This window comes from Stenotrophomonas sp. C9D9, assembly GCF_056491205.1.
Genome location: NZ_JBSZIF010000005.1, coordinates 46,633 through 61,295, shown reverse-complemented (window position 1 = coordinate 61,295; position 14,663 = coordinate 46,633). Strand labels below are relative to the sequence as shown.

The following is a 14,663-nucleotide window of genomic DNA, read 5'->3' as shown; positions in this document are numbered from 1 at the left end:
CCTAAAGATCGCTGAAATATACTCCTGCTGCCGGGTCACTTCTTCGCACCCGGCTTCTGCAGCACCCGCATATGGCCCTCGCCGATCCGGAAGTTCGGGTAGGCCAGTACCGACGCTTCCCACGCTGCCTTCGCCACCTCCGGGCCTGCAGCCAGCACCCGACCATCTGCGTCCACCACCGCCAACGATGCAGGTCGGCCGTCGGAGCCCATCACCGTAATGCCCTCGAACACCACCGCAGAAATGACTGGTGGGCCCTGTTCGTTGTCGCACTTCATCCGCATCCCTCATCAAGCTCATCACCAGGGCCTTCGCCGTGTGGTTCGGTACCGCGTTGCCGATCTGCTTGGTGATCTCGGTGGCGGTACCGGCGAAGTCGTCAACCTCGCCTTCGTCATCGAACGACGTGGCACGGGCCAGTTCGCGCCAGTGCAACATCCGGTAGTTGATGTCGATCACCACCTCATCGGCCAGCTCGGCGGCCGGCCGTGCCAACCCCAGCTCACCACGGTTGGCGCCGGTGATGGTGGGCAACGGTTCGTCCATGCCATGCGTCCGGACATCGCCGTGATGCGTGACAGGCAGGGCGAACGGCTCGCCAGTGCCAGCGACTCCGACGTGGTGATCGTCGCCAGCGGTTCGCTGACGGCCCTCATGTCCCGTGTCCGGCCCGCACCAACGTTGCCGCGCATCACGATGGGTTCCGCGAGCGCGACCTCGTTGGAGCCGGTGAGCGCCGGTACCGGATCACTGGCGTCAAGGATCCTGCTGGCAGGATCGCGGCCATCGCTGTCCGTGACCTGCGCGCATCAGCACCGGCTCAGCCAAGCCGAACCGTGCCTTGGTCGTTACCGCCGGCACGGGCTCGGCGATCGAGGACGTGGTAAGCCGCGATCCGCCACCGTAGTACGGCGCCACCAGCGGCATGGCCACCGCCTGGTCGCCGCCCTTGGCGGTGGTCACCGTGCGGATCGGCTCGGCCACCGAGCGGGGCACGCCCGCGCTGCTGGTGTTCGAAGTCGGGACGATGATGGGTTCCACCAGTTGCGGCCGGGCACAGCCGGGGCGCTGGCTGCCCGCACCGCCGGTTGTGATGGTCGGCAACGGCTGGTCCAGGTCGCGGGCTACGCCGCCGCTGCTGGTCGCCAGCACCAGCCCCACATGCGTACCGCCGGCCGTGAGGGTCGGCACGGGCTCGTCCGTGGACCGGGATGCGGACTGCAGGTGTTGCTCGCTGGTGCCGCGCAGGTTCAGCAGCATCGAGTCGGCGTGGATCAAGCCCAGGTCGGCGGCCTCTTGCCGGGTGAACACCAGGCGCGGCTGCCTGCCGTCGAGGAGCGCCTGCACGGCGTCGACGTAGGGCTGGGGCCAGTTGTACTTCACGGAGCCCGCGAGGATGCGGCGAAGGGTATTCGGCTTCAGCGCCTTCTTACGGTGGAAGATGCTCTTGCCGGTCATGGTCCAGTCGATAACCTCACGTGCACCGCGCCACCGCTGGCGGGTACCGAACAGGTCGGTACCGCCCACGCGGTCGTGAGTGAACTCGGGCCACGTCAGGCGTTTCCCGTCGCTCCGACCGATCAGGAAGAAGCGACGGCGGGTGGTCGGGTCGCCATAGTCGGCGCAGCAGACCACCTTCCAGTCGACCTTGAAGCCCACCGCTTCCAGCGCCGCTACCCAAGCGCGGAAGTATTCGCCCTTGCGGCTCGGGATGGGCCGGCCGGTAACCAGGCTGCACGGGCCCCAGTCCATGAACTCCGGCACGTTCTCCACCAGGATGCGCGCGACACGCAGCTCGGTGCACCAGCGGACCACGTGCCATGGATCCATGCGCTGCTGATCGTGCACAGGACGGCCGCCGCGGGCCCTGCTGTGGAACACGCATGAGGGCGCAGCGATGAGCAGGTCGAGGCGCCCCTCGGGCACCAGCGAGAGCGGCAGGGCGGATTCCAGATCCGCGCAGTGGATGCGGTCAGCATCCTCCCGATGGTTGCGGCGGTTCGTCTCGATGGCGACCGGCCAGTGATTCACGCCGATAAGCTTCACCGGGCGATTGAGCTGTCGCATGGCGCGCTTGGCGCCATTCGACAGGCCACCAGCACCGCAGAACAGGTCGCCGATGAGGGCAGGCCGGGTTCGTGTCTTGGTCCGCGTGACGCGAATGTCGGGCGAGCGGGAGCCGTCAGCCATTGGCAGGTTCCTTCATAAAGCAGATCCAGTGCGTGCCGGCGCGCTTGCCGGATGGGTGTCCGAAAAAAGGAATGCATCGGTCAGCGCCAGCACGTCCCGCGTGACCACCTGGACTTCGGACCATTTGAAGATCAGAACGCCCTCGGGGCGGAGCACGCGGAAGCATTCCGCAAAGCCCGCGCGCAGGTCTGCACGCCAGTCCTTGCCGAGCTTCCCGTACTTGGCTGCCAACCAACTCTCTCGGCCAGCACGCACCAAGTGCGGCGGATCGAACACCACCAGCGGGAATGTGTTGTCAGCGAATGGCAGAGCGCGGAAGTCCAACAGGCAGTCAGGGTGAATCGACAGGACGCGGGTACCGTGTGTGTGATGCGTCCGATCAACTACCGTGATTGTTTCGTGCCGAAGATCGCCGAATAGGCATCGCTGGTCGCTGGGGTCAAACCACATCATGCGGCCGACACAGCATGGTTCCAGGACCAGAGGCGCGTTGTCAGTCATCGCTCGGCTCCTCGTGGCCAGGGCAACCGCCGCCGGAGTAGTCGAAGCCCTCGCAGGCGGGGCCGAGCGGGATGACCTTGTGGCCCGCCTCGAGGTGATTCAACAGCACGTCCTTCGCTTCATCGGCGTTGAGCTTCCTGCCGGTGCTGGACTCGGTGAACATCGCAGCCAGCTCTCGCCTCGTCATGTTCTTCAGCGCACCGCGCACATCCAGATGGATGTGTCCGTAGAACTTACCCATGGCTGCCGCCTCCCGGTACACCGCGCCAGATGTAATCGCCTTTGTCCTCGACCATCTTCTCGCTCTCTTTGCAGTGGCATTCGATGCCGACCAGATGCTCAGCGACGGGGCGCCACCAGTTGCGGACGATGCCGTTGGGCACATGGTTGTCTTCCTCCGCGCCATCCATGTCGAAATCAGCGATCACCTGCCGCGCGTCAGCAGCGCTGCAGCGCTTCCCGTCGCGACTGATGCTGATGTGATACTCGGGCCCCTTGGAGATGTCGCCGGGATCGGTAGCCACTTCGACAGCAGAGAACACCGTCAAGCCTCTCGCCGGATGGCGGAAGGCCAGCGCGTCATATCCGAGGGACACCCAGGCCGGGGGGGAGGGTACCTGGATCCAACCAGCTCCGGCCTTCGGCCGTTTCGGGTGAGATGAGCTGAATCACAGCGACACCGCCTTGGGAGCAAGCAGGGTGCGGAACTCGGTGATCACTTCGGTGGCGATGCGCTCCACGTAGGAGCGCTCATGTGTTTCACGTGCTCATGTCGCCCGCTGAGCATGTTGCCGGCCACGTAGTCCGCGTCGCATGCAGCTCCAAACTGCATCACCGTGCGGTCGCCCATGGCACCCCAGAACCCGCACCATGCCTGCCCGTAGCAGGTGACGACGATGCGGCCGCGGCCCAACTCGTAGTCCTGCACGAACACGTTGATCGGATCGAGGTTGTTGCGGCCTGGAATCTCGATCAGGCGGATGCCATGGGGAAGTTGCCCGAGGTCCACGGCCTGCGCTTTCAGCTCCGTGATGAGGGCTCCGCGCAATGCGATGCAATCGCGGTCACCGCGCGACAGGTGCCGACAACGCTCGGCCAGTTGCATCAGGCTGCCATCCGTGCGGTGCTGCCGCTCGGTCAGTAGCTCGCGCAGCACGTCGGCGACAGCGCCCAGGTCCACGGCCCGCGCGGGCGGGGCGGGGACCGCGCGCGCCTTCGTCTCGGGGTCATAGTCATAGGTCAGCACGCCATCGTTCGACACGTGCCACCACGGTTTGCCGCTGCGGATCAGGTCGAAGCGTGTGATGATCCAACCACGATCATCACGGCGAGCCAGCAGGCAGTGGTGAGCCAGCATGTTCGCCAGCAGATGCTTTCCGCTGTCGGTCATGCCCTTGGTGTGGCGCTCCCATTGCTCAGGGGTGGGCTCAAAATACGGCGCATACTCATACAGGCCGGGTTCGTACACGACCGCTCCCCCACCGGATGGCGGGCGGCGAGTGCTTCAACCACAGCCTGAGCGTCATGGACGTTCACCGACCACAGCCCACGGCCAGTCTTCCTCCATCAGGCCCAGCGTGGTCATCGCATCGATCATCGGACGGCCGCAGTTGTAGTCATCGCCGCCGTCTGCGCAGTCGATCACGTGCTGCAAGGCGTCGCGCAAATCTTCGAGTGCACGCGGCAGTTCCCCCTGACCACCCGGGGAGGGCTGGGCGGAGAGGGCGGCCTGCAGCACCTGCAGCTCTTTCGGTGCGACGACGATCCCGGTAGCAAGGGCCGATCCGCCGCTCTCCGTGTCGCGGAACCAGCGCGCTTGCAGGCGCCCAAGCAGCGTATCAATGAGGTCGGCAGCGTTCATCGTGCCGCCTCCTTTTTGGTGCGGGATTCGGTGCGATCGATCTCGATTTCCGCCGGTGCCTCGAACGCCAGGCGTACCTGGCCGTTCCTGATTTTCGGCGACAACGATGCGGATGTTCTCGCCGATGACGATGGATTCGCCGGGGCAGCGCGTGAGGATGAGCATGTGGGTTCTCCAAATTCCATGGAGCCGGCCGCCGGTGCGGCCGGCGTGTCAGACGTAGCGGGTCAGACGGAATGCCTGCTCGAGGGCGTCGAACAGTGCACCAACCTCGCCGACCTGCAGCACGAATCGGGCGTCGATCTCTGCGCGCCGGCTGTCCACGTCAGTGACATCGAGCTGATCCACAGCTCCCTCGAGGAAGCGCAGCTTGCGAACCGTCAGATCCTCACCGAGGAGGAACGACAGCCGATCTCTGAACACGAGCCCCAGTTTGGTCACCTGCTTCCCCGCGTCCAGGTGCTTGTCGATCTCGTCGCAGCGCAGCTCCTGGTTGTTGCACTTCACAACCGCGCCGCCCTGCACCGGATCGCGCAGCTCCGCTTCCTCGCCGAGGGTCATTCCGTCGGGCAGCGGCTCGCCGGCGATCCAGCCGGTCATCACGGCACGGGGGGAGACCTCAGCGTTCAGCGGCATCGCGGGGAAGGTGCCCAGAGCACCCCGGATGGCGGACATCATGTTCTCGCCGGTCTTGCGGCTGGACGTGTCTACAAACACGACGCCGCGCGCGTGGTCGAGGTACATGTCGTTCCGCCGGTAGGTCACGAACGCCTTGGGCAGCAGCTCGTGCAGCAGATCGTCCTTGATGCGCTTCCGCTCGCGGCCGCCGGGGCGGCGCCCCTCGCTTTCTTCGATCTCCGCGAGCCTACGCTCGAGCATCTGATTGATGACGGCTGCCGGAAGGATCTTCTCCTCCTCCCCGATGGTCAGCCACAGCGCGCCAGCAACTTCGTGGGAAATCGGCTGGCCATCGCGCGGCCGAAAGGCGAGACGAAGCCAGCGGAGTTGTACTCCAGCGGGCCGACCGGCTTGAGGGCCGATGCCTCGAGGCCATCCTGCAGCTCGAACATCGTGATCTGCGGTGCGCGGAACATGGTCAAATTACGAAAGAACATGCGCTTCTCCTTCTCGCCCCATCAGGCGTTTTCGTGGTCGGCCATGGCCCAGTGGATGTCTCGGCACGCCACCATGTCGGCGTGGGCTGTATGTGCGCTATCGAACTCGCGCCCCAGGAAATGCCGGTGCGCGTCGATCAGCTTCGGATTCGTGGTCATGCCCATCAGCGCTTTGGCCACCTTGGCGGTGCACTGCGCGGGGCCGGCCTTCCACTCGTCCGCGACTTCTGCGGTTGCGTAGCGCTTCAGGGCGATGCGCATGATCCGGGCATCGAACGATTCGACATGGCCAATGCGGACATCCGCCAACCGCCACATGTCGAGCACCAGCTCGGTCACAAGGCTTTCGTCCAGGCCACACTGCTCGGCCTGTTCGGTCGTGATCCCGTGGATTTGGGTTACTTCGTCGGGGATGGCCCAACCGTCGGGCTTCACGAGCACATCGATGGACGAGATCACCCTCCGGCTGGTCGCATCCACCAGCGATGCCGCGACCTGCACCAGGTGCGGCTGGTGAGGAGCGTCGGACGGCTCGCTGAACGCTGGGAGGCCGGTGGTTTCAGTGTCGTAGAAGAAAATCAGGGACATCGTTGATCTCCGATCAGGCGCGGAAGCGCCAAAGGGGTTTGAGGGAACAGTTGGATGAGGCCGCCGGGGCTGCGCCGGCTTTCTCGATGCGCTTCTTGATCGATGCGCGCTTGGTCACGGCGCCCCAGCTCCGTGCGTCTGGTGGCGGCGGCAGCCCGTTTGCTTCTGCCCAGCGCCTCGCCTCCTCGATGAGGAAGGGCTCGGCGTGCTGGCGGGCGAACGCGACCAGCAATCCCAGTGCCTGCCCGCTCCACTCGCTTTCAACCCGGTTGGCGTGGTTGACCGCGCGTTCCATCCCGAGCTGCGCGCGTTCAGACGCTGGAGTGAAATCAATCGCGAGCTGTCGGCACGCTGGTTCGTGGTTTCGCATGTGATACCTCGTGTGCGCAGGAAGGGGCTATGCGGTGGCGCCGAGCCAGACAACATCGACGCCTTTGCCGAGGTCGGGGCGCTCTTTCAACGTGCCTGCGACGATCACCGTGTCGACATGGCCTTCCGTCACCAGATGATCCATCCAATCCAACGCGTCCCCGCGCGCCAGTGGTGAAAGCACGTCGAAGCGGTCGAGCATCAGGATGCGGGCACCGGCGAGCTGCGCGATGGCGGCTGCGAACATGGCGTCAGCTCGCCATTGCTCAGATTCGGAAACCAGCGCGTAGGGGCGGCCGCCGTAGGTCAGGGTGATGTCGCGGGTGACCGCTGCGGGTCGCCAGCCGGCGACGGAAGCGGCCGCGGCAAGAGTGGCGTTCACCGGGTCCAGCGCTCGAGCCAGCAGGATCGAGGGAATGCCTTCGGGCGCCAGGTTCTCCTCGGCCAACTTCCATGCGGCCGCATCGAGGTGATGGCGCGCGGCCTGTTCAGTGCGGTGCTTCGCGCGCTCGTGCTGTGCCCGAGCATCGAGGAGGGCGCGGTGTGCGCGTTCGTGCTGTTGCAGCAACTGGTTCACATCAGCCAGCAGATCCGGTGCGCGCAGCTCCTCGTCGGTGGGAGCTTCTGGAAGGTTGGCCAGCGTGGACGCGGCGGCCTGTGCGCAGGCGAGTGCCCGGCGGGCAACCTGCAGTTGTGTGTTGGCGTCGTGGGCCCGCACCTTGGCGGCGGCGAGGTTGTTGAGCACCTTCTGCGTGTCGGTGCCGTCGGGCTCGCTGGCGACGACGAGGCGCTGCCCATCGATCCGGACCGACTTTCCGCAGCATGGGCATGGGATGCCGCCAGTAGCACCGGCCTGCAGTTGGGCCTGCAGCTTTGCAACCTCCTCAGCAGCATCGTCGTACGCCTGCTGGGCCATGGCGAGGTCGCCCTCGGCCTTGCCCTGACCGTCTGCCTGCGCCTGCAACTCCGCCAGCTTGTCCGGTGGCAGCATGGCTTCCACCTTGGCAATCGCAGCATGCAGCGGAGCCACGCGCGCCCGGAGATCAGCGATGGCAGTGGCGTGCTCGTCAATGGCAGCCTGGTTGGGCTCCTCGACCTCAACCGCTGCGGTCCAGCCATCTGCCTTGGTGGAACCATAGTTCTCACCGCTCACCGCACGCCAGGCGCCGCGCGCTTCAGTTGCCTTGTCCCGCGCGTGAGCCGCCGCCGCCTCGAACCCGGCGCGGAGGCGTGGCAACAGGTCTTGAATGATGTCAGCACGAATGCCCTGAGCCTTCATCTGCTCGGAGACAGCTTCGCCATTTGCCTTTACCCCGGCGATGGCAAAGAGCAACTTCCGGCGATCTTTGTCATCCAGTCGTGCGAACTGTGAGGCCTCGAGGCAGAGGTCGAGGTGCGGGCTTTCCGGAGCATCGCCCGTGAGCTTTGCCGTGGACACGGTGCGGCGCACCGGGTTTCCGTCGACCTCCACCTGGACATAGCCCTTGCTGGCACCCTCGGTCAGCAGCAGGTTGCGGTCCGCAACCTTGGTGACGCCTCGGGGCATTGCGCCGGTCAAGGCGAAGCGTACGGCCTGAAGCAAGCTGGACTTGCCGTCGCCATTCCCGCCAGCGACGAACAAGACAGGCTCAGTAAGCGAGTGCTGAAAGTGGGGCAGGCCAAGGAAGTTGGATACGGTAATTCCGGTGATGCGCATAATTGCTCCTGCATTTTGTAGGTTGAATATGTGAAACCTTGTGGGCGCAGTTACTCAATGATTCGTCGTGTTCTGCGCGCTTTCGGCTGTGCATCGTTGGTTGGCGCTGTGTCGGTCGGAGGCGCGAAGACTCGTCCTTCGGCGGGCGATCTTGGCTCCGCAAGATCAATGTGCGCGGCAGCGCTGCGTGCACGATCCGCAAGTTCATCAAGCAGGCCGGGCATGCCCCGGTCGTGGTCGTGTTCGATGACAGGAGAGGGGGGATTGGCGTGCGTAACCCGGAGCATTCTCGAGATAGTCCAGCTCCTCGACCGTGTGCAGACCGAGCGTCACGTCGCTGGCGTTCGTGCGGGACCAGAAGGAAGCGGCGCGATACTGGAACATCTGGTCGCGGAGCGTGTTCCACTTCGATTTCTGGCTGCCGTTATCGCGGTCCCAGCCTTCGCCGATGACCATCGCCCAGTCCACCCACGTGCCCTGCAGGACATCGCCGGTTTCGATCTCGGTCGCGTAGGCACGGCAGCCGTAGTCGCCAGTAGGCTGCCCGGTGCCGTCGTCGGGGAACCACGCCACTCGAACTTGATTCGACTGAACAGGGGGCACGCGTTGATGAGGCCGATCAGGAATGCGCCGCGCAGTCCCGGCCGGCCTTTCACCACGTCCATGTTCTGCATCAGCATCACCGGCGACACGCGCAGACGTGCGGCGTAGTCGATGGCGATCAGGCAGTTGGAGGGATTGCCCTGATACGGGGCTGGGATCACCGTGGAATCCGACAGCATGCTTGCCATCTTCACGGCCAGGTTGAATGCGTTGCCGTGGCTGAAGACGGTGTGCACACCTTCGAAGCTGGTGGCGTCCATGGCCAAACCACGCTCGATGCTGGCGGCTTCTCGGGCTGGGGAAAGCGCAGTGGATTGTGTGGAATCGGTCATGCTGCCTCGTCGGTGCCGTAGTAGGCGTAGCTGGGGAGGGAAATCTGTCGGAAGCTGGTGGCATAGCCCGGCCAGCGGTCGGTACGCAGACACTCGGCCTGGACGCGCATGCGTCGCCTACGCACCCCATGCCGCGCTGCTCGGCCATGGGATCGAGGTAGTAGGGCTGGCACACGTACGGCGGGGTGTCTTCGCAGGCCAGAAAGATGAAATGCTTCACTGGGGTGCCGCATGCGGAACCTCCCGCGCAGTAGTGAGCGGCCTGTTGGTCGTACTGATAGTTGGCGATGGAGCGTGCAAAGGCCTCCTCGCTGGCGTCACGGGTTTTCTTGAGGTCGAGCATGAACAGGCCTGGCTCGTAGTTGTCGATACGCGCCTTGCACGCGAGGCCAGTGTCATCGTCCTGCCACCGCAATGTCGCCTGGCGAATCCCGCCAACCAGTAGGCCTGCCACTTCATCAGAGTGGGAGCGAATGCTCTCGGCCATGCGCTGGCAGCGGTCGTAGTCATCAACGCTGACCAACGTGCGGCCTTCGTTGCCGGCGAGAAACATCGCCCACCAGTCGAGCGCAGCGCGGCTTTCGCGACCGGGCGACTTCGCATTGAGTTGCCGCGAAGTGGGGCGGGCGGGTGCGCCTGCAGGGATCACCGCATAGGTGCGATTGAACACGTCCGGCTCCAGCGTCGCGCAGTGGAATGCTCTACCGAACGCGAAGTCCTTGGTGTCGGCATCGGACTGAGGGTTTTCTACCCAGTACCGGAAGTGGGCGGGGGAGCGCCCGATATGGCACAGGCCGGTGTGGTTGGCCACGTCCAGGCTACGTGCGTAATACGTGCTTGGCGCCTCGTCAGGAATGAGACGAGCGCCCTCGATTGGTGGCGTCATGGTTCGCAAGGTTCAACATGTGACACCTGCGACAATACAGCTTTCCGCGAGCGTCAACCCCCCGGCTCGATTTTTCTAAATCAGATCCCGACGCGCCAGTGCCGAGGCGAAGCTGGCGAGGGTCTTGTCGGATACGTCCGGGGTGTCCATCAACACGTCATACAGGCCGGCCACTACCTGGGCCAGGTCGGCGTGCTTGCCGCTGTCCGGTAGCGCGGCGGCGAGCGCGCGCTCGAGCGCATGCGTATCCAGTCAAACGGTGGAGGCAACCTTCGCCTTCTGCGGTCCGCGTCCGCTCGAAATCCACTGGGCCGAGAAGCCAGTAACCGCCTCGATGGCGAACAGGTTGTCGTTGGTGGGGTTCTTCACGCCATCGCGTTCCCACTGGCTGACCAGCGACTTCGTAACGCTGGACCCGCCTGCCTTGTTCACCTGCATACCCAGTTGCTCCTGGGACAGGTTGGCGTTGATACGGGCGAAGCGTATGCGTTCCCCTTGGGTGCGGGGATTCGACGGCGCAGCGGTGCGCAGGGGTCGGCTCGTGGTCATAGGTAGCAACGATACGCCGGGTAAGGTGCGACATGTTGACACCTAGCGACAAGCGTGCTTTCCTTTCCGGCATGTCAACGATCCTTCGCACCTCAAATGTGCTCGCTTACTTCGGCGGCAATCGCGGCGAAGTCGCGCGCGCCTTCTCTCCACCCTTGACCCGCCAGGCCATTCGGCAGTGGGGCGAGTTCGTGCCCGAGTTGCGGGCGCGGCAGCTCCTCGAAAAGCACCCGGACCTGCAGGCAGCAGTGCTGGACCCAGATACGGGGCGGACCCGCATGGAAGCGATGCAGGACCGCCTCGGAACCCCGGTTGCGGGGAAGTGAACGCAGTGAGCAACGCATTGTTGATCCGTCGCCGAGTCCGCGACGTGTCCCAGCGTGCCGTAGCGCGCCAACTCGGGTGTTCGGCTGCCACGGTCGGCCGAATGCTGCAGGGTATCGACCAGTTCGCCGCGCTGCTGGCTGCCCTGAACATCCACGCAGTTGTGCGAGCGGAATGACATGGCTGGCGACTGGATCAAGGTACGCACCGGGCTTGGAAGGCATCCCAAGGTTGTCCGCATGGCGTCCGCATTGAAAACGGACAGGTTGCGGGTAGTTGGCGGGCTGCATGCGGTGTGGTGCCTGTTTGACGAACACACCACCGATGGCGTGCTCGAGGGCTACACGTTGGAGCTGGTGGATGAGCTGATCGGCCTACCCGGCATGGCTGGTGCCATGTTGGATGTCCGTTGGCTGGACGACGAGCAAACCGGGATGCCTTGTGCTGCCTGAGTTCGACACGCACAACGGCGCATCGGCCCGGCGCCGAGCGCAGGACGCCGACCGGAAGCGCGCCGAGCGGAGAGAGTCCGCAGGCGGTGCGGACGGAAAGCGGACCAGAGGAGAAAAGAGGAGAGGAGATTCTTCTACTCCAGATGGTAACCAGCTACCCCTTGGGGGGCTGGACGATCCGCCACCACCACCGCCACGCGAGGGCTACTTCGAAGGGCACGCGGAAGACCAGGCCCCCGTTCTAAGCCCTGCGGCGCCGATGGCCATCGCGCTCAACCGGCTTGGCTTCCGATGCACCAGCTACACACCCGACCTGATCGCAGCGGCTGCCGAAGGTGTCACGGTCGAGCACGTTCTGGAAATCGCCGGGTGGGCTGAGTGCCGCGGGAAGCCAGCGACCTATGTAGTCGCTATCGCACGGCGTGAGAACGCCGAACGCCAGAATCCACCTCCACAGGGAGTGAGCCATGCAACGAATCGGAGAGGTAGTGCCGTCGAACGGATCGAGGCGGCAGTTCGCGCGGGACGCGAGGGAGATCAGCAGCGAGGCTGGGGCGCAGACGGCTACATCGAAGGCCGCGCCGACCGTATCGAATGACCTCGTTGACTACCTGTGGCTCCGAATGGGCGGCCTGTACGGCGCAACCTGGGAGCGAGAGTACGGCGCCAACCCTCGGTCATCGGCCGGGCGTGAGTGGGGGCTGACTCTCGCCGGTATGTCGCGGCAGCAGATCGATGCTGGCTTGGAGGCCTGCCGGGTTGAAGGAAGTGACTTCCCCCCGTCCGCACCGCGATTCCGCGCGATGTGCCTGGGCGTGCCCAGCCTGGGGCGGGTGAAGTTCGAGTTGTCGAAGCAATTCAAATTCCGCTCCGCGTTCACTCGCGCGGTTTGGCGGTACCTGGATGTCTATGCCTACCGCGCTGCATCGGCACGTGACGCCGAGCGGATGCTGCGTGACGCATACGACGTGGCGAAGGAAGCGGTAATGCGGGCGAACCCCTGCCGCACGTGGTGGGCGAATTGGAAGCGCCGAAAGGCCGGCCGCACAAGCCGGCAACCAGAGAGCAGATGCGCAAGCACCTTGCTGACATCAGCGCCACGCTTGGCCTGTCGCCGAGCGAAGCTGAAAGCATGGGCAAAGATGGATTATTGCGTGCCGGCGATTCGCGTGGTGATTCTGACTGAGCACTGCTCGGTCGGTGCCACTGCGCACGGCAAATTCCAAGGAACCAACAGACAGGGGTAGTACCGTATGAACAACGCAATTGAGCACCCACCATCGTTCAAGCTCGGCAATATCTGGCTGGTCGCGGCCAACCTCGCCCGCACTGCTGCGGATCTCGGGGGCGGGGCGCCCATGGTGGTGACGATTGACGCGGATGGCATGTTGGAGGCCGTGGGCCCGGACCACCCTGACTACAGCCAGCTCCTGACAGCTCCTGGCTTTGTGTGCACGGTCAGCGCGGCATCGAGCAATGAGCGCATCGCGGGGCGTATCCGCGCAGCCGCTACCGCGTTGGAGATCAGTAGTTGATCGGTGGAAACACGATGCGAGGAGGCGCGGGCACTCGCCCGCGTCACCCGGAAGATGCGCATCAGAAAGCGTTGTTCGATTGGGTCGCGGCGGCGAGCGCACAGCTATCTGACCTGCAGTACCTGATGCACGTTCCGAACGGCGGACGGCGAGGGAAGCTCGAGGCGGTCAGGTTGAAAGCACAGAGGCGTTCGCGCCGGCTACCCCGATCTGGTTCTCGATGTGGCGCGAGGTGGGTATCACGGTTTGCGCATCGAGTTGAAGGCGACGCGAGCGGACCTGGGAAGAAAGCCCGAGGTCTCAGCGGTGCAGCGAAGTTGGTTGACCAGGTTGCAGCAGCAGGGGTACCGGGCAGTGGTATGCGAAGGCTGGTTGGCAGCACGGGAGGAGCTGCTCTTTTATTTAGCCCTCGAGGTTTAACATGCAGCACCTATAGCGAGTGGGGATCATGCGGAATTTCAAGAAGAAGCGGCGCCCTGGCAACAGGGCGATGAGAAAGTCGGAGGCTGCACGCGTCGATGAGGCAAAAGTGACGGTGTGCATTCCGTGCTTGATCTGGGCGGAAATGGGGCGCATGCCGTTTGAGCACGTGGCAACCTGCAGCGACTACAACCACGTGAAGTCGGGGAACATCCGCATCAGCCATGCGCACGGTTACGCCGGATGCCTCTGGCATCATCGCGGGCGCATCGAAGTGGATGGTTGGACGCACGCCCGGATGCGCGAGCATTTCGGCCCGAGTCTGGCCGAAGGGTCACGCACGTTCCACCAGACATTCGGCAGCGACGACTACCTCATCGCGCGCCAGACGGCGCTGTTGACGGGAGAGGCGGCGTGAGCAGGAATGTCGGAAAGACCATGGCGAGGCTCAGCCACAGTCTGCCGCTGCAGGTGGCCGGGTCACGCGGTACGGGCCAGCCGGAACTGACCGCCATCGACATCGCGAACGCGCTGGCAGTTGCCGGCGGCGATCACCGGAAAGCACTGGCAGTGGATGTGCTGTGCCTGCGGTGGTGGCCTGCGAGGATCGAAGGGCCTATGCGCGTGGTCGGCCATCGAGAGGTGAAGCGACCACTGCCACCAGTCGACGGCAAGCCCCGCTTCTACATCGAGCGAATGCCGGTAGAGAAGCCCAGCGAAACACAGGCATTCCTTGGCATCGCATCGCTACTGGCGCGGGCACTGTCCGGTCGTGCGCGCAAGGTGCTGGCGCCCAAGACCCTTGCCAAGGTGGGGGAGCCGCGTTTCTCCAACGATGGGCGAGGGCGGTCATCGATGAGTACAGGAACCCGCATCATTGCCCGGTGTGTCGCGACTTCGGCCGACCAGGTGAGGTAGCGAAGCCGGTATTGCAGGAGGGCAAGGTGGTCGGTTTCGAGTGGCATCTGTGCGAAGACTGCGAGGGCACAGGCGTGCAGCCCTGGGGAAAGCATCGCCGGGCCAAGGCCGTGCAGATCCGGGAGGCTACGTTCCGCGACGAGTTGAATCCGCTGCATGAGGGCGCTTTGGCATTGTTGCGAGAACTCGAGCACAGAGGGGCGCGCATGGTTAATGCAAAGCTCCGCGATGACTGAATGCGCGTGCGATAAAGAAAATTAGGTTTAACATGTTGACACCGCCAAAAAGGCGGCGTAGTCTGCGCAGCAAGCCCGCCACGGAGGC

Annotated in this window: 19 protein-coding genes and 2 pseudogenes; 8 read left to right on the top strand and 13 right to left on the bottom strand. The window is 64.4% G+C overall.

Annotated elements, in window-relative coordinates; translation table 11 throughout:
* The 13 genes and pseudogenes from ACXI0D_RS15460 to ACXI0D_RS15400 all read right to left on the bottom strand — a co-directional run.
* Positions 1 to 546: DNA cytosine methyltransferase (locus ACXI0D_RS15460; RefSeq protein ID WP_479642771.1), on the bottom strand; the 546-nt coding region annotated here is incomplete at its 3' end.
* Between the two features lie 210 nt (positions 547 to 756).
* Positions 757 to 2,190, bottom strand: coding sequence for a DNA cytosine methyltransferase (locus tag ACXI0D_RS15455; RefSeq protein ID WP_479642770.1), 1,434 nt, complete (start codon positions 2,188 to 2,190; stop codon positions 757 to 759).
* A 12-nt stretch (positions 2,191 to 2,202) separates the two neighbouring features.
* Positions 2,203 to 2,691, bottom strand: coding sequence for an SAM-dependent methyltransferase (locus tag ACXI0D_RS15450; protein WP_479642769.1), 489 nt, complete (start codon positions 2,689 to 2,691; stop codon positions 2,203 to 2,205).
* Complete coding sequence (locus tag ACXI0D_RS15445; protein WP_479642257.1) at positions 2,684 to 2,932, bottom strand: hypothetical protein; 249 nt, start codon at positions 2,930 to 2,932, stop codon at positions 2,684 to 2,686. Before ACXI0D_RS15445 ends, ACXI0D_RS15450 begins: the two co-directional genes overlap by 8 nt.
* Positions 2,925 to 3,239: a hypothetical protein gene (locus tag ACXI0D_RS15440; RefSeq protein ID WP_479642768.1), complete on the bottom strand. Its 315-nt coding sequence runs from the start codon at positions 3,237 to 3,239 to the stop codon at positions 2,925 to 2,927. The genes ACXI0D_RS15445 and ACXI0D_RS15440 overlap by 8 nt, the downstream gene beginning before the upstream one ends.
* A 167-nt stretch (positions 3,240 to 3,406) precedes the next feature.
* The gene (locus tag ACXI0D_RS15435) at positions 3,407 to 4,159 is read right to left on the bottom strand and encodes a phiTE_072 family protein (protein WP_479642767.1); all 753 of its coding nucleotides are present in this window, start codon (positions 4,157 to 4,159) and stop codon (positions 3,407 to 3,409) included.
* 54 nt (positions 4,160 to 4,213) lie between these two features.
* A complete protein-coding gene (locus ACXI0D_RS15430; RefSeq protein WP_479642766.1) occupies positions 4,214 to 4,717 on the bottom strand; it encodes a carbon storage regulator in 504 nt (167 codons plus the stop codon).
* A gap of 48 nt (positions 4,718 to 4,765) precedes the next feature.
* Positions 4,766 to 5,667, bottom strand: a pseudogene (locus ACXI0D_RS15425) (recombination-associated protein RdgC).
* Positions 5,668 to 5,688: 21 nt separating this feature from the next.
* Positions 5,689 to 6,255 (bottom strand): 3'-5' exonuclease, encoded by a 567-nt coding sequence (locus ACXI0D_RS15420; RefSeq protein ID WP_479642765.1) that lies wholly within the window; start codon positions 6,253 to 6,255, stop codon positions 5,689 to 5,691.
* A gap of 13 nt (positions 6,256 to 6,268) precedes the next feature.
* Positions 6,269 to 6,625 (bottom strand): hypothetical protein, encoded by a 357-nt coding sequence (locus ACXI0D_RS15415; protein WP_479642764.1) that lies wholly within the window; start codon positions 6,623 to 6,625, stop codon positions 6,269 to 6,271.
* Between the two features lie 27 nt (positions 6,626 to 6,652).
* A complete protein-coding gene (locus ACXI0D_RS15410) occupies positions 6,653 to 8,320 on the bottom strand; it encodes an AAA family ATPase (protein ID WP_479642251.1) in 1,668 nt (555 codons plus the stop codon).
* A 207-nt stretch (positions 8,321 to 8,527) separates the two neighbouring features.
* Positions 8,528 to 10,141 carry a PD-(D/E)XK nuclease-like domain-containing protein gene (locus tag ACXI0D_RS15405; RefSeq protein WP_479642763.1) on the bottom strand — a complete coding sequence of 538 codons (1,614 nt, stop codon included), beginning with the start codon at positions 10,139 to 10,141 and terminating at the stop codon, positions 8,528 to 8,530.
* Between the two features lie 252 nt (positions 10,142 to 10,393).
* Positions 10,394 to 10,690, bottom strand: a complete 297-nt coding sequence (locus ACXI0D_RS15400; RefSeq protein ID WP_479642762.1) for a helix-turn-helix domain-containing protein — start codon at positions 10,688 to 10,690, stop codon at positions 10,394 to 10,396.
* A gap of 32 nt (positions 10,691 to 10,722) precedes the next feature.
* Here ACXI0D_RS15400 and ACXI0D_RS15395 point away from each other — a divergent pair, with 32 nt between their 5' ends.
* The 8 genes and pseudogenes from ACXI0D_RS15395 to ACXI0D_RS15360 all read left to right on the top strand — a co-directional run bounded on the left by ACXI0D_RS15395 (position 10,723) and on the right by ACXI0D_RS15360 (position 14,575).
* Positions 10,723 to 11,016, top strand: a complete 294-nt coding sequence (locus ACXI0D_RS15395) for a Cro/CI family transcriptional regulator (protein WP_040007332.1) — start codon at positions 10,723 to 10,725, stop codon at positions 11,014 to 11,016.
* 177 nt (positions 11,017 to 11,193) lie between these two features.
* Positions 11,194 to 11,466: a hypothetical protein gene (locus ACXI0D_RS15390; RefSeq protein WP_479642761.1), complete on the top strand. Its 273-nt coding sequence runs from the start codon at positions 11,194 to 11,196 to the stop codon at positions 11,464 to 11,466.
* 259 nt (positions 11,467 to 11,725) lie between these two features.
* Complete coding sequence (locus ACXI0D_RS15385) at positions 11,726 to 12,064, top strand: hypothetical protein (protein WP_479642760.1); 339 nt, start codon at positions 11,726 to 11,728, stop codon at positions 12,062 to 12,064.
* Between the two features lie 655 nt (positions 12,065 to 12,719).
* Complete coding sequence (locus ACXI0D_RS15380; RefSeq protein WP_040007336.1) at positions 12,720 to 13,001, top strand: hypothetical protein; 282 nt, start codon at positions 12,720 to 12,722, stop codon at positions 12,999 to 13,001.
* A 192-nt stretch (positions 13,002 to 13,193) separates the two neighbouring features.
* Positions 13,194 to 13,421 (top strand): annotated as a pseudogene (locus tag ACXI0D_RS15375) (VRR-NUC domain-containing protein); the annotation flags it as partial.
* A gap of 28 nt (positions 13,422 to 13,449) precedes the next feature.
* The gene (locus ACXI0D_RS15370; protein WP_236494369.1) at positions 13,450 to 13,839 is read left to right on the top strand and encodes a Ref family recombination enhancement nuclease; all 390 of its coding nucleotides are present in this window, start codon (positions 13,450 to 13,452) and stop codon (positions 13,837 to 13,839) included.
* Positions 13,836 to 14,339 carry a hypothetical protein gene (locus ACXI0D_RS15365; RefSeq protein WP_479642759.1) on the top strand — a complete coding sequence of 168 codons (504 nt, stop codon included), beginning with the start codon at positions 13,836 to 13,838 and terminating at the stop codon, positions 14,337 to 14,339. The genes ACXI0D_RS15370 and ACXI0D_RS15365 overlap by 4 nt, the downstream gene beginning before the upstream one ends.
* 26 nt (positions 14,340 to 14,365) lie before the next feature.
* Positions 14,366 to 14,575, top strand: coding sequence for a hypothetical protein (locus ACXI0D_RS15360; RefSeq protein WP_479642758.1), 210 nt, complete (start codon positions 14,366 to 14,368; stop codon positions 14,573 to 14,575).
* Positions 14,576 to 14,663: the final 88 nt, after the last annotated feature.

Bases quoted from the DNA above. Each gene is read 5' to 3' on its own strand.
- ACXI0D_RS15455 (WP_479642770.1), bottom strand. From the start codon at position 2,190: ATGGCTGACGGCTCCCGCTCGCCCGACATTCGCGTCACGCGGACCAAG.
- ACXI0D_RS15450 (WP_479642769.1), bottom strand. From the start codon at position 2,691: ATGACTGACAACGCGCCTCTGGTCCTGGAACCATGCTGTGTCGGCCGC.
- ACXI0D_RS15445 (WP_479642257.1), bottom strand. From the start codon at position 2,932: ATGGGTAAGTTCTACGGACACATCCATCTGGATGTGCGCGGTGCGCTG.
- ACXI0D_RS15430 (WP_479642766.1), bottom strand. From the start codon at position 4,717: ATGCTCATCCTCACGCGCTGCCCCGGCGAATCCATCGTCATCGGCGAG.
- ACXI0D_RS15420 (WP_479642765.1), bottom strand. From the start codon at position 6,255: ATGTCCCTGATTTTCTTCTACGACACTGAAACCACCGGCCTCCCAGCG.
- ACXI0D_RS15415 (WP_479642764.1), bottom strand. From the start codon at position 6,625: ATGCGAAACCACGAACCAGCGTGCCGACAGCTCGCGATTGATTTCACT.
- ACXI0D_RS15410 (WP_479642251.1), bottom strand. From the start codon at position 8,320: ATGCGCATCACCGGAATTACCGTATCCAACTTCCTTGGCCTGCCCCAC.
- ACXI0D_RS15405 (WP_479642763.1), bottom strand. From the start codon at position 10,141: ATGACGCCACCAATCGAGGGCGCTCGTCTCATTCCTGACGAGGCGCCA.
- ACXI0D_RS15400 (WP_479642762.1), bottom strand. From the start codon at position 10,690: ATGACCACGAGCCGACCCCTGCGCACCGCTGCGCCGTCGAATCCCCGC.
- ACXI0D_RS15395 (WP_040007332.1), top strand. From the start codon at position 10,723: ATGTTGACACCTAGCGACAAGCGTGCTTTCCTTTCCGGCATGTCAACG.
- ACXI0D_RS15390 (WP_479642761.1), top strand. From the start codon at position 11,194: ATGGCTGGCGACTGGATCAAGGTACGCACCGGGCTTGGAAGGCATCCC.
- ACXI0D_RS15385 (WP_479642760.1), top strand. From the start codon at position 11,726: ATGGCCATCGCGCTCAACCGGCTTGGCTTCCGATGCACCAGCTACACA.
- ACXI0D_RS15380 (WP_040007336.1), top strand. From the start codon at position 12,720: ATGAACAACGCAATTGAGCACCCACCATCGTTCAAGCTCGGCAATATC.
- ACXI0D_RS15370 (WP_236494369.1), top strand. From the start codon at position 13,450: ATGCGGAATTTCAAGAAGAAGCGGCGCCCTGGCAACAGGGCGATGAGA.